At 73.8% G+C, this 13,643-nt stretch carries 9 protein-coding genes; all 9 read left to right on the top strand.

The window, feature by feature from the left end; all coding sequences use genetic code 11:
* Positions 1-93: 93 nt before the first annotated feature.
* The 9 genes from HUT12_RS27515 to nudC all read left to right on the top strand — a co-directional run bounded on the left by HUT12_RS27515 (position 94) and on the right by nudC (position 13,435).
* Entirely contained in the window at positions 94-948 is an 855-nt protein-coding gene (locus HUT12_RS27515) for a TIGR00730 family Rossman fold protein (protein ID WP_131057490.1), read from the top strand.
* A 1-nt stretch (position 949) separates the two neighbouring features.
* Positions 950-1,495: a TIGR00730 family Rossman fold protein gene (locus HUT12_RS27510; RefSeq protein ID WP_176095170.1), complete on the top strand. Its 546-nt coding sequence runs from the start codon at positions 950-952 to the stop codon at positions 1,493-1,495.
* Between the two features lie 418 nt (positions 1,496-1,913).
* Positions 1,914-5,465: an ATP-dependent DNA helicase gene (locus HUT12_RS27505; RefSeq protein WP_176095169.1), complete on the top strand. Its 3,552-nt coding sequence runs from the start codon at positions 1,914-1,916 to the stop codon at positions 5,463-5,465.
* A 25-nt stretch (positions 5,466-5,490) separates the two neighbouring features.
* The gene (locus HUT12_RS27500; RefSeq protein ID WP_176095168.1) at positions 5,491-8,850 is read left to right on the top strand and encodes an ATP-dependent DNA helicase; all 3,360 of its coding nucleotides are present in this window, start codon (positions 5,491-5,493) and stop codon (positions 8,848-8,850) included.
* A gap of 221 nt (positions 8,851-9,071) precedes the next feature.
* Positions 9,072-9,275 (top strand): cold-shock protein, encoded by a 204-nt coding sequence (locus HUT12_RS27495; protein ID WP_013735772.1) that lies wholly within the window; start codon positions 9,072-9,074, stop codon positions 9,273-9,275.
* Between the two features lie 216 nt (positions 9,276-9,491).
* The gene (locus tag HUT12_RS27490) at positions 9,492-9,680 is read left to right on the top strand and encodes a hypothetical protein (RefSeq protein WP_131053852.1); all 189 of its coding nucleotides are present in this window, start codon (positions 9,492-9,494) and stop codon (positions 9,678-9,680) included.
* Between the two features lie 106 nt (positions 9,681-9,786).
* Entirely contained in the window at positions 9,787-11,100 is a 1,314-nt protein-coding gene (locus HUT12_RS27485) for a pitrilysin family protein (protein ID WP_176095167.1), read from the top strand.
* A complete protein-coding gene (locus tag HUT12_RS27480; RefSeq protein ID WP_176095166.1) occupies positions 11,097-12,434 on the top strand; it encodes a pitrilysin family protein in 1,338 nt (445 codons plus the stop codon). Before HUT12_RS27485 ends, HUT12_RS27480 begins: the two co-directional genes overlap by 4 nt.
* Before the next feature lie 47 nt (positions 12,435-12,481).
* The gene (nudC, locus tag HUT12_RS27475) at positions 12,482-13,435 is read left to right on the top strand and encodes an NAD(+) diphosphatase (protein WP_176096008.1); all 954 of its coding nucleotides are present in this window, start codon (positions 12,482-12,484) and stop codon (positions 13,433-13,435) included.
* Positions 13,436-13,643 lie beyond the last annotated feature (208 nt).

The following is a 13,643-nucleotide window of genomic DNA, read 5'->3' as shown; positions in this document are numbered from 1 at the left end:
TGAATAGTAAGACGTACGGGGAAGCGAATTGGTTGCACAAGATCACGAAGTGTTTGCCGGGCGCCCCGGCGGAACTCCACTACGGTTGCTCCCATGACTCAGAGCAACCGCCGCGAACCAGGACGGGAGCGGCACCGCGGCGCCGTCACACTGCGCCGCCAGGCGATCACCACCAGCACAGCGGACCAAGGGCTACTGGATTCGCGGACCCGCGCGGACTGGAAGACCAAGGACGCCTGGCGGGCGCTACGGATACTCTCCGAATTCGTCGAAGGCTTCGACACCCTCGCCGACCTGCCGCCCGCCGTCAGCGTCTTCGGTAGCGCCCGGAGCAAGCCGGACAGCCCGGAGTGCCAGCTCGCCGAGGCGCTCGGCGCGGCCCTGGCCCGTGCCGGCTACGCGGTGATCACCGGGGGTGGACCCGGCGTGATGGAGGCGGCCAACCGGGGCGCGAGCGAGGCCGGTGGGCACTCCGTCGGTCTCGGCATCGAACTCCCCTTCGAGCAGGGCATCAACGAGTGGGTCGACCTGGCCATCGACTTCCGCTACTTCTTCGCCCGCAAGACCATGTTCGTCAAGTACGCCCAGGCGTTCGTCGTGCTGCCCGGCGGCTTCGGCACGATGGACGAGCTGTTCGAGGCGCTCACCCTGGTGCAGACCGGCAAGGTGACCCGGTTCCCGGTGGTGCTGATGGGTGCCGAGTACTGGCAGGGGCTGCTCGACTGGCTGCGCGACACGATGGCCGCCGAGGGCAAGATCGGACCGGTCGACCTGGAGTTGATCTGCGTCACCGACGACGTCGCCGCGGCGGTCCGGCACATCGTGGAGGCCGAGGCCGCGCTCAATACCGAGCAGGAGGCGGTACGCGCCGACGCGGTGGCCCGTACCGCAGCGGACCAGCAGGCGGCAGCCGAGTCGGCCGAGCGGGCCGAGCAGGCGGAGCGCTGAGGTGGCGGCGATCTGCGTGTTCTGCGCCTCCTCCCGTACCCTCGACCAACGGTGGCTCGACCTCGCCGAGGCCACCGGCGCGGAACTCGCCCGACGAGGGCACACGCTGGTCAGCGGAGGTGGTCGCGTCGGCATGATGGGCGCGCTGGTCGAGGGGGCCCGCGCGGCCGGCGGCCGGACCGTCGGGATCATCCCGCAGGTGCTGGTCGACCTGGAGGTCGCCGACGTCGCCTCCGACGAACTGCTGATCACCGACTCGATGGCCAGCCGCAAGGTCCTCATGGTCGAGAAGTCGGACGCGTTCCTCACCCTGCCCGGTGGCTTGGGCACCCTCGACGAACTCTTCGAGGTCTGGACCACCGCCACCCTGGCCCTGCACCGCAAACCGATGGTGATGGTGGACACCGACGGGTTCTACACCCCGTTGATGGACTGGCTGCGCGCGGTCACCGACCAGAGCTTCCTCAAGCCCGCCGGCTTCGATCTCGTCCAGGTCGCCGACACCGTCCCCACCGCCCTCGACGTCATCGAGGCAGCCCTCACCTAGGCGGCGCCACCCACACCGCGCCTGACCCTTGCCGCCTGCCCCACGCGGCCGCGCTCACCGAGGGGCACCGGGCGGTGGCCCGGTGCCGCACGCCGGTGTGGTGATTCGCGCCGTCTCGGGTCGCGCCGTCTCGGGTTGAGCCGACTCCCGGGGTATACCTGCTCGCCGCCTTTGCTCTGCTTCACCCCGCGCAACAGAAGTTCGTCCGAACCGTTGCGTGGGGTGAAGCAGAGCAAAGGGCGACCAGCGGGGTACCGGTCGGGGTGGTGGCACGCGAACCACCGCACGTCACTGCCGGGGCCGGCGAGGGAGCGGCGACCGGGACCAGCGGACGGGACCGGTGAGGACGGGTGGGCGTCGGGTCGTCGGCGGGTGTGGCGCGTCGGGCAGTGTCGCAGGGCCGTGATGGGATGGCGGGATGCAGGCGTACCGGTTGGTGCGTCGGTCCGGCGGGCCGACCCAGGAGAACGACCCGGCCACCGGGCATTCTCCGGACCTGGCCGGCCCGCCGTCCGCACCCGCGCCCGCGTCCGCACCCGCACCCGCACCCGCGTCCGGCGGGGAGCAGACGTCGGCGGATCCTCGGCAGGCCGAGGTCGTGGCACACACCGACGGGCCGATGCTCGTCCTCGGAGGACCGGGCACCGGGAAGACCCACACGCTCGTCGAGGCGGTGGCCGCCCGGGTCGAGGAGGGGGTCGATCCGGAGCGGGTCCTGGTGCTCACCTTCAGTCGCCGGGGCGCAGTCGACCTGCGGCACCGGATCGAGGCGCGGATCGCCGCGAACGGGCGGCGGGTGGTGCGGGAGCCGCTGGTGCGGACCTTCCCGGCGTACGCCTTCGGGTTGTTGCGGCGGGCCGCCGCCGAGCGGGGTGAGCCGTCGCCACGGCTGCTCACCGGTCCGGAACAGGATCTGATCATCCGTGAGTTGCTGGACGTGGTGGGGGAGGAGCCCGGCGACGAACCGGGTGGCTGGCCGGAGGAGTTGCGACCGGCACTGCGTACCCGGGCGTTCGCCGCCCAGCTCCGCGACCTGCTGATGCGGGCGGCGGAGCGGGGCGTCGGTCCGGTCGAGCTGGCCCGGCTCGGCGAGCGGCTCGGCCGCGCCGACTGGCCGGCCGCCGCCCGCTTCCTGCGTGAGTACGTCGCGGTGCTGGCGCTGCGGGACGTCGCCAACCGGGGCTCGGTCGCGTACGACCCGGCGGAGCTGGTCCGGGCGGCGACCGGTCTGCTGCGCGACGACGCGGAGGTGCTGGCGTCCGAGCGGCGTCGTCTGGCGTACGTCTACGTCGACGAGCTGGCCGACACCGACCCCGCGCAGCTCGACCTGTTGGACACGGTCGCCGGGGGCGGCACGCCGCTGGTGGCCTTCGCCGATCCCGACTCCTCCACGTACGCCTTCCGGGGCACCGATCCGGCCGGTGTGACGACGTTCCCGCACCGGTTCCGCACCGCCTCCGGTGCGCCGGCCGCGCAGGTGCTGCTCACCACCAGTTACCGCGCGGGGGAGCGGCTGCTCGCTGCCGCGTCCCGGCTGGGTCGACGGTTGCGTGGTCCGGCGGCACACCGTCGGCTGCACCCGTTGCCCGACACGCCACCGGGCACCGTCGAGGTCCGGACCTTCCGTTCGGCCACCAGCGAGGCGGCCTGGCTGGCACACGCGCTGCGCGAGGCGCACCTGCTCGGCGGCGTGCCCTGGGCCCGGATGGCGGTGCTGGTCCGTTCCACCGGGCGGCAACTGCCCGGGTTGCGGCGGGCGCTGCACGCCGCCGGCGTACCGACCGTGGTGCACGGCGAGGACCTGCCGTTGCACCTGCAACCGGCGGTCGCGCCGCTGCTGCTGCTGTTGCGCTGCGCGTCGGAGCCGGAGCGGCTGGACGAGGAGGCCGCCGTCGCGTTGCTGCACTCGCCGCTCGGCGGTGCCGATCCGCTGGCGGAGCGCCGGCTGCGGCAGGGCCTACGCGCGCTCGCCCTGGCCGGCGGCGACCGTCGGCCCTCCGGCGAGCTGATCGTCGAGGCGTTGCAGGACCCGGCCGAGCTGGCCGGGGTGGAGCGGCGCTGGGCCGAGTCGGCGCAGACGGTGGCCGGGCTGCTGGCGGTGGCCCGCGAGACGGCCGGTCGACCGGGCGCCACCGTCGAGGACGTCCTCTGGGCGGTCTGGCAGGCCAGCGGGCTGGCCGAGCTGTGGTCCGCCGCGCTGGCCCGGGGACCGGCCGTGGCCGGTGAGGGCGACCTGGCCCGGCGGCGTCGGGCCGAGGCGGCCGACCGGGACCTGGACGCGGTGCTGGTGCTCTTCGACGCCGCCGCCCGGTTCACCGACCGTTTACCGGGCGCGCGGACCGAGGTCTTCCTCGACCATGTGCTCGCCCAGGAACTCCCCGCCGACACGCTCGCCTCCTCCGCCGACCGGGGCGACGCGGTACGCCTGCTCACCGCGCACGCCGCGAAGGGCCTGGAGTGGGATCTGGTCGCCGTCGCCGGGGTGCAGGAGGGCGTCTGGCCGGACCTGCGGTTGCGCGGCAGCCTGCTCGGCTCGGAACGGCTGGTCGACGTGATGACCGGCCGGGCGGACGGTGCCGGGGAGGTCGCCACCCTGGTCGGACAGACCTCCGCGTTGCTCGACGAGGAACGGCGGCTGTTCCACGTCGCGGTGACCCGGGCCCGGCGGCGACTGCTGGTCAGCGCCGTCGCGTCGGCGGCCGTCGGCGGCGACGACCACGAGGAGCAGCCCAGCCGCTTCCTCTACGAACTCGGGCCGACCGATCCACCCGGCGACGGACCCACCCCGAACCCCGATGGGCCACCGCCGCCCGCTTCTCCGGAGCCGTCGACGCCCGGAGCGGGCAGCGGAGCGCCGCAGGTCGACGACAGGCACGACGCTCAGCACCAGGAGGACGCTCCGGACCGGGACGATGCTCCGGACCGGGACGACGGGGTCGGGCCACGGACGCTGCCGTTGAGTCGGCCGCCCCGGGCGTTGACCCTGCCCGCGCTGGTGGCGGAGCTGCGTACCGCGGTGGCCGACCCGGCGGCGTCGACCGCCCGGCGGCGGGCGGCAGCGGCCGAGCTGGCCCGACTCGCCGCCGCCGGGGTCGCCGGCGCGCACCCGGACGACTGGTGGGGGCTGCGACCGCTCTCCGACGACCGGCCGCTGGTGGACGAGGGGGAGCCGGTCCGGGTGACGCCGTCGGCGATGGAGAGCGCGCTGCGGTGCAGCCTGCGCTGGCTGCTGGAACGGCACGGCGGGAGCCCACCGGCCAGCGCCGCCCAGGGGGTCGGCAACCTGGTGCACGCGGCGGCGATGCTCGCCGAGGACGCCAGCGCGGACCGGGGCGCGCTGCTGGACTACGTGGCTGCCCGGTTCGACGCGATCGAGCTGGCCGCGCGGTGGATGGTCGGGCCGGAGCGGACCCGCGCCGAGGCGATGGTGGACAAGCTGCTGCGCTGGCTGGCCGCCAATCCGCGCCGGCTGCTCGCCATCGAGCACGAGTTCGCGGTACGCCTGGACGATCCGCACCGGCCGATCGAGCTGGTCGGGCGGGTGGACCGGCTGGAGGTCGACGCGGACGGCCGGCTGGTGGTGGTGGACCTCAAGACCGGCAAGTCCACCGCCGTGACCGAGCGGGACCTGGCCGAGCACCCGCAGCTCGGCGCATACCAGGCGGCGGTGGAGGCGGGGGCGTTCGCCGAGTACGGCGACGAGCCCGGCGGGGCGACGCTGGTGCAGCTCGGCACCGGCGCGCGGGACGCCCGGGAGCAGGCGCAGGCCGCGTCGACCGACGGACCCGAGGCCGGCTGGGCGACCGCGCTGGTCCGGCGGACCGCCGATACGATGGCCGCCGCCACCTTCGCCGCGGTCGCCAACTCGAAGTGCCGGGTCTGCCCGGTGCGGACCAGCTGCCCGGTCTCCGGGCAGGGACGGCAGGTGGTCGAGCCACCGACCGTCCGGCGACCGGAGCACCAGGAGTGAGCGTGCCAGCTCCGAAGAAGGCAGCATGACCCAGCCCGCCCTGTTCAATCCCACGGCACCGGCGCCCCGGGCGGCCGCCGTCGGTCCCCGGTACACGCCGGTGGAGCTGGCCAAGCTGCTGAGGTTGCCGGCGCCGACCCGGGAGCAGGCGGCGATCATCGCCGCGCCGGTGGAGCCGCTGCTGGTGGTCGCGGGAGCCGGTTCGGGTAAGACCGAGACGATGGCCGCCCGGGTGGTCTGGCTGGTGGCCAACTCGTACGTCCGGCCCGAGCAGGTGCTCGGTCTCACCTTCACCCGTAAGGCCGCCGGTGAGCTGGCACACCGGGTGCGTACCCGGCTCGACCAGTTGGTGCGCCGGCTGGGGCGGCGCGGACGGGACCCGCTCGACGACCCGTTCGCGGGCGAACCGACGGTGGCCACCTACCACTCGTACGCGGGACGGATCGTCACCGAGCACGGCCTGCGGGCCGGCTACGAGCCCTCCACCCGGCTGCTCACCGAGGCGTCCCGCTGGCAGCTCGTGGACCTGATCGTGCGCAACTACGACGGGGACATGTCGGAGGTGGACCGGATGCCCAGCACGGTCACCGACGCGGTGCTGGCGCTCTCCGGTGAACTGGACGAACACCTGATCGACCCGGACTCCCTGGCCGCGTGGACCGGCCGGTTCTTCGCCGACGTGCAGTCCCGTCCCGGGCGGGTCTACGCCGACGTGCGCAAGGCCCTCGCGCTCCAGCAGACCCGGTTGAAGCTGCTGCCGCTGGTGCGCGCGTACGCCCGGCGCAAGGACGACTTCGAGGCGATGGACTTCGCCGACCAGCTCGCCCGGGCCGCCCGGGTGGCCCGGGACCATCCGGGCGTCGGCGAGATCGAGCGCGGGCGCTACCGGGTGGTGCTGCTCGACGAGTACCAGGACACCAGCCACGCCCAGGTGGTGCTGCTCGGCGCGTTGTTCGGCGGCGGTCACCCGGTGACCGCCGTCGGTGACCCCTGCCAGTCCATCTACGGCTGGCGGGGGGCCAGCGCCGGCACCCTGGACCGCTTCCCGACGGAGTTCGCCCGCACCGACGGGGAACCCGCCCAGGTGCTCGGACTGACCACCAGTTGGCGGAACCGGCCGGAGATCCTCGCCGTGGCGAACGCGCTCTCCACCCCGTTGCGGGCGGCCGGCGCCCAGGTGCCGGAGCTGCACGCCGCGCTCAGTGTCCGCGATCCGATCCCGCACCGCAGCGCGCGTGGCGCCGCCGCCGGGACCGTGCACTGCGCACTGCTGACGACGTACGCCGACGAGGCCGACTGGATCGCCGACAGTGTGCTGGCCGCCTGGCGTGGTGTGGCGCGGATGCCGGGTGTGCTGCCCGAGCAGATCCCGGTGACCCTGCGCCCGACCACGGCGGTGCTGGTCCGGCTGCGCAGCCAGATTCCGGCGATCGCGGGGGCGCTGCGGGAACGTGGCCTGCCGGTCGAGGTGGTGGGGCTGGGCGGGCTGTTGGACACCCCGGAGATCCGCGACGTGGTGTGCACGCTGCGGGTGCTCGCCGACCCGACCGACGGTGCCGCGCTGTTGCGCCTGCTGACCGGTGCCCGGTGGCGGATCGGGCCACGGGACCTGGTCGCGCTGCACCGTCGGGCCAAGGCCATCGCGGCGGCCCGTCGCCAGCTCGCCGACGACGGTACGGCCGAGATCACGCCGGACCGGCTGGACGAGGCGACGCTGGTCGAGGCACTGGCCGACCTCGGCCCCGCGCAGGCGTACTCGGCCGAGGGCTACCTGCGGCTGCGCGCGTACGCCCGGGAACTGGGTCTGCTGCGGTACCGGCTGGACCAGTCGCTGCCGGAGCTGATCGCGGACGTGGAGCGGACCACCGGCCTGGACGTGGAGGTGGCGGTACGCGCCGGCGGCGAGGGCGCCGGCGACGCCGGTCTGGCCCGCAGTCACCTGGACGCGTTGGGCGACGTGGCCGCGCGGTTCAGCGGGGAGACGCCGGGGGCCACGCTCGCCGGTTTCCTGGCCTACCTGGCCGCCGCCGAGGACGAGGAGCGCGGTCTGTCGCCGGGCGAGGTGGAGGTGGTCGAGGGGGCGGTGCAGATCCTGACCGCGCACGCCGCCAAGGGGCTGGAGTGGGACGTCGTCTCGGTGGCCGGGCTGAGCCGGGGGGTGTGGCCGGGACCGGTCCGCAACTCCGACCACTGGCTGGGCGGGCTGGGGGTGCTGCCGTTCCCGTTGCGCGGTGACGCCGACGGTCTGCCCGAGCTGGCCCTGGCGGACGTGGACGACCAGCGTGGCGTGGCCCGGGCGGTGGAGGACTTCACCGACGCCTGGCGGGCCCACGACGAGCGGGAGGAGCGCCGGCTGGCGTACGTTGCGGTGACCCGTCCGCGTCGCCTGCTGCTCTGTTCCGGCCACTGGTGGGGTGAGGGCACCAAGCGCCCGCGCGGCCCGTCCGGGTTGTTGCGCGAGGTGCACGACGCCTGCCTGGACGCCGGAGCCGGTCACCTGGTCGACGAGTGGGCGCCCGAACCGTCGCCGGAGGCGGTGAACCCGACGACCGAGGTGGTGATCCGGGCCGAGTGGCCGGCCGACCCACTGGGCGTACGCCGACCGACGTTGACCGAGGCGGCGGCGCTGGTGCGGCGTCACCTGACCGACGACGTGCCGGACACCCCGGACGACGAGGCGCGGGATCCGGAGGTGGACCGGTGGCGGCGGGAGACCGATCTGCTGCTCGCCGAGCGGGCGGAGTTGAGCCGGCTCTCCGGTCCGGTCGAGGTGACGCTGCCCGGGCACCTGTCGGTCACCCAACTGGTCGCGTTGCGCCGGGACCCGGCGGCGCTGGCCCGGTCGCTGCGTCGGCCGCTGCCGTCCGCACCGAACCCGTACGCCCGCCGGGGCACCGCCTTCCACGCCTGGCTGGAGCAGCGTTTCGGCGCGGACCGGCTGCTCGACACCGACGAGTTGCCCGGTGCGGCGGACGCCGACGCGGCCCCGGACGAGGTGCTGGCGGAGCTGCAACGGCGGTTCCTGAGCAGCGAGTGGGCGGACCGTACGCCGATCGAGGTCGAGGTGCCGTTCGCGACGGTGCTCGGCGGTGTGGTGGTACGCGGCCGGATGGACGCCGTGTTCCGCCGGCCCGGCGACCGCTTCGACGTGGTCGACTGGAAGACCGGTGCCCAGCCCTCGGGACCGGCGGCCGAGGTGGCCTCGGTGCAGTTGGCGGTCTACCGGCTGGCCTGGGCCGAGCTGGCCGGGATCCCGGTCGACCGGGTCGGCGCGGCGTTCCACTACGTGCGGGACGGGGCGACCGTCCGTCCGGCGGACCTGCTGGACGTCGACGGACTCTCCGCCCTGATCATGTCGTTGCCGGAATGTGGGCTGGACAGGTAGCGCGGGCCCGAATCCGTGGTACTGTGCCCGCGTTGCAGTTTTGGTTACCAGCTCTGTTTGCGCCTGGCGGATTGTGGCCCCAGGCGCTCTTTGTTATGTCCGGACCTCTCCGGGCGGGGCGACCAGCAGCGACAGAAGTTCCGGGAACCGCCCGGAGCTCTCACTCTTTCGGCCCCGCAACAGGTGCGGGTCCGACGTTCCGTCAAGGAGACGAAACAAGCATGGCTATTGGCACCGTCAAGTGGTTCAACGCTGACAAGGGCTTCGGCTTCATCACCCCGGACGGCGGCGGCGCCGACGTCTTCGCTCACTTCTCGGCCATCCAGAGCTCCGGCTACCGCAGCCTGGACGAGAACCAGCGGGTCGAGTTCGAGGTCGTCCAGGGCCAGAAGGGCCCGCAGGCGGAGAACATCCGTCCGCTCTGATCGCCGGGTTCACCCGCGCCGGCCGGGCCGCCTCCGTCACCCACTGGGATCGGAGGCGGCCCGGCCGTCCGCATGTCGGGCGCCGTTCGGCGGAACCTGAGTCGGTAATCAGCCGTCCAATCGTCGGGTGGACGACTGTCACCACCTCCCGGCCAGGGAACGCTGGGTGCCGGGGGATGAGCCGGGGGGATCGGCTCAGCTCGGGGAGGAACGACCATGGTGGGTTCGGCGGCGGTGCGGGAACTACTCCTGGTGGTCGCGGTGGCGGCCGTCGGACTGCTGCTGGCCACGGCCGTGGCGTTCGCTCCCTGGCCCGTCACGCCGGGCGGGGCGGCGCCGTCCGGCCTGGTGGACCTGCACGGCCCTGCCCCCGCGACCGCGCGGCCGGGCAGCACCGCCGGATGAAAGGAAGGGCCCCTTCCTAACGCCTCGGGTATAGCAGGGGTCCCCGGCTAACACCCGCCGCCCTTACCCGCCTCCCCGGCTCGGCGGAGGCGTTAGGGTCGGAGCCGTGCCGACGCGCAGAGCGAGAATCCCAGCCGCGAAGTACCCCGTCGAGCGGTTCACCCTCGACAACGGCCTGCGGGTGGTCCTGACCCCCGACCGCAGTGCTCCGGTGATCGGCGTGGCGGTGGTCTACGACGTGGGCATACGGTCCGAGCCCGAGGGACGGACCGGCTTCGCGCACCTCTTCGAGCACCTGATGTTCCAGGGTTCGGAGAACCTGGAGAAGCTCGCCCACTTCCGGCACGTCCAGGGTGCCGGCGGCACCTTCAACGGCTCCACCCACCTGGACTACACCGACTACTACGAGACCCTGCCGAGCAACGCCCTGGAACGGGCGCTGTTCCTGGAGGCCGACCGGATGCGCGGCCCTCGGCTGACCGAGGAGAACCTGCGCAACCAGGTGGACGTGGTCAAGGAGGAGATCCGGGTCAACGTGCTCAACCGGCCGTACGGCGGGTTCCCCTGGTTGACCCTGCCGCCGGTCATGTTCGACACCTTCCCGAACGCGCACGACGGGTACGGCTCCTTCGACGACCTGGAGTCCGCCACCGTCGCCGACGCGGCCGACTTCTTCCGGCGCTACTACGCCAGCGGCAACGCCGTGCTCGCGGTCAGCGGCGACATCGACACCGCCGAGGCCGTCGAGCTGATCGAACGACACTTCGGCGACGTGCCGGCCCGTCCGGCGCCGGCCCGCCCGGACTTCGCCGAGCCGGCGCCGACCGTCGAGCGGCGCACCGCGTACGACGACAGGCTGGCCCCGCTGCCGGCGGTGGCCTCCGGCTGGCGGGTGCCCGACCCGATCGGGAACTTCGCCGACTACCTGCCCTTCGTGGTGTTGGCCGAGGTGCTCACCGACGGCGACGCCTCCCGGCTGGTCGAACGGCTGGTGCACCGGGACCGCACGGTCACCAGCATCGGCGGCTACCTGGGCTTCATGGGCGACCCCTTCGACGTGCGCGACCCGACCGCCCTGCTGATCCAGTCGCACCTGCCGCCCGGCGGCGACGTCGACAAGGTGCTGCGGACCGTCGACGAGGAAGTGGACCGGGTCGCCACCGACGGCCTCACCGAGGGTGAGCTGGCCCGTACCCAGGCCCGGATGGCCACCCACCTGCTGCGCGACACCGACGCGGTGCTGGCCCGCGCGCTGCGGATGGCGGTGCTGGAACAGCAGCGCGGTGAGCCCGGCCTGCTCGGCGAGTTGCCCCGGCTGGTCGGTGAGGTCACCGACGACCAGGTCCGCGCCGCTGCGGCCACCCTGCGGCCGGAGCGCCGCGCGTCCGTCGAGGTGATCCCCGGAGGTGGCCGCTCATGAGCACGAGTACGCCCACACGAACGCTGCCGCCGCTCGGCCCGACCCGTCGGCTCACGCTGCCCCGGCAGGCCGAACGCACGCTCGCCAACGGGCTCACCGTGATCGTGGTACGCCGCCCGGCGGTGCCGCTTGTGGAACTGCGTCTCTGGATGCCGTTCGTCCGCGCCCACCTGGCCCGGGGGCACCTGCTGGCGCAGACCCTGCTCTCCGGCACCGAGACGATGAGCAGCGTGCAGATCGCCGCCGAACTCCAGCGGATCGGCGGCGGGCTCTCCGCCGGGCTCGACCCGGACCGGCTGATGCTCTCCGGCACCGCCCTGGCCACCGGGCTGGACCGGATGCTGGAGATCCTCGCCGACGTGGTGACCGGCGCCAGCTACCCGGCCGAGTGGGTCGGCGTCGAGCGGGACCGGCTGGTCGACGGAATCCAGGTGGCCCGCAGCCAGCCCGCCCATCTGGCCCGTACCGCGCTGCTGCGGCGGATCTTCGGCCGGCACCCGTACGCGGTCCAGACCCCGGAGCCCGAGCAGGTCCGGGCGGTCCGTCCGGCCGCCCTGCGGACGCTGCACGCCCAGCGGGTCCGACCCGCCGGCGCGGTGCTGGTGCTGGTCGGCGACGTACGCCCGGAGCGGGCGCTGGACGCCGCCGAGAAGGCGCTCGCCGGTTGGCAGGGCGGCGAGCACGTGGCCGAGGTGCCGCCGGTCCCGCCGCTGGAACCGGGCCCGCTGCTGCTGGTCGACCGGCCCGGTTCGGTGCAGTCGTCGATGCGGATGGCGTTGCCGGCGGTGCCGCGTACCCATCCGGACCACGCCGCGCTGCAACTGGCCAACCTGATCTTCGGCGGCTACTTCTCCTCGCGCTGGGTGGAGAACATCCGCGAGGACAAGGGCTACACGTACGGCCCGCACTCGATGGTCGAGCACTCGGTCGGTGGTTCGGTGCTGCTGGCCGCCGCCGAGGTGGCCACCGAGGTGACGGCACCGGCGCTGCTGGAGACCACGTACGAGTTGGGTCGACTGGCCACGGTGCCGCCCAGTCAGGAGGAGTTGGACCAGGCCCGCCAGTACGCCCTCGGCACGCTCCAGCTCGGCATCGCCACCCAGGCGGGACTGGCGTCGTTCGTCAGCGCGTACGCCGGCAGTGGGCTGCGACTGGACTTCCTCTCCGAGCACGCGACCCGGCTGGCGAAGGCGACCGTCGACGACGTCACCGAGGCGGCGGCCCGCTACCTCGCCCCGTCCCGCGCGGTCACCGTCGTGCTCGGGGACGCCGCACGGATCGAGCCCTCGCTGTCCACGCTGACCCCGGTCCAGACCACACCGGCCACACCGTGAGCGGGCCCACCGGCACGGCGCTGCCGTCGGACGGCTGGGGACAGCCGATCGACTGGGTACGCGGGGAGGCGGCCCCGCCGCTGGCCCGCTCCACGCTGGACCGGGCGGCGCATCGGCGTACCGACCCGCAGTGGTTGGCGGGGGCCTGGTCCGGCGCGCGGGTGCTGGTGCTCGACGTGGAGGCCGGCGGCCGGGCGCTGGTGCGGACCGACACCCCGGTGCCGGAGCTGGTCCTGGTGGCGGCGGACGACCTGCCGTCGACTCTGGCCGCCGACGCGGTGTTCCTCGGGGTGGAACCGGACGGGGTGCCGATCTTCTGCGTGCACACCGCGTTGACGGTGCTGCCGGACACCCGGTCTGCTCACCTGCGGGGCATCGGGCACCTGCTCGGTGACCGGGACGCCGGGCTGTTCACCACGGCGCTGGCGCTGACCAACTGGCATCTGCGGCACCTCTATCACCCGGTCACCGGCGCACCGACCCGCACCGACGAGGCGGGCTGGTCCCGGGTGGACGGCTCCGGTGAGCGGGTGTGGCCGCGTACCGACCCGGCCATGATCGTGCTGGTGCACGACGGTGTCGACGGCGTCGACGGGCGCTGCCTGCTGGGCAACAACGCGGCCTGGCCCAGCCCGAAGGGGCAGCGCCGGTTCTCCTGTCTGGCCGGGTACGTCGAGCCGGGCGAGTCGGCCGAGGCGACCGTGCTGCGGGAGGTACGCGAGGAGGTCGGCGTACCGGTCCGTGAGATCACGTACGCGGGCAGCCAGGCGTGGCCGTTCCCGGGCTCGCTGATGCTCGGCTTCCTGGCCACCGCCGACCCGGAGCACCCGGTCCGGCCCGATCCGGCCGAGATCGCGCAGGCCCGCTGGTTCACCCGGCACGAGATCGGTGCCGCGCTCGCCGGCCGGGACGTGGACGCCGGAGGCGACCGCCTGCTGTTGCCCCCGCCGTCGTCGATCGCGCTGTTCCTGATCCACCGCTGGTTCGACGGGCACTGCTGAGGTTGTAAGGAGGGGTCCCCTGCTAACGCCTGGTGCATAGCAGGGGACCCCTCCTTACACCCACGCCGAGCACGGCGGCGGGTGCGGCGGGTGCGGCGCGGGTGTGCGTGCCGGTGCGGGTGCGGGAGGTGCGGCCCCGACCCGTGGCCGTCGTTGCCGCGGCGGCCACGGGCCGGGGACACGGGCCGTCGTGGTCGGCTGGGTGAGG

Origin of the sequence: Verrucosispora sp. NA02020 (assembly GCF_013364215.1) — a bacterium.
Classification (GTDB): domain Bacteria; phylum Actinomycetota; class Actinomycetes; order Mycobacteriales; family Micromonosporaceae; genus Micromonospora.
Note: the sequence above shows the minus strand (reverse complement) of the source record. Positions and strands in the feature narration are given on the sequence as shown.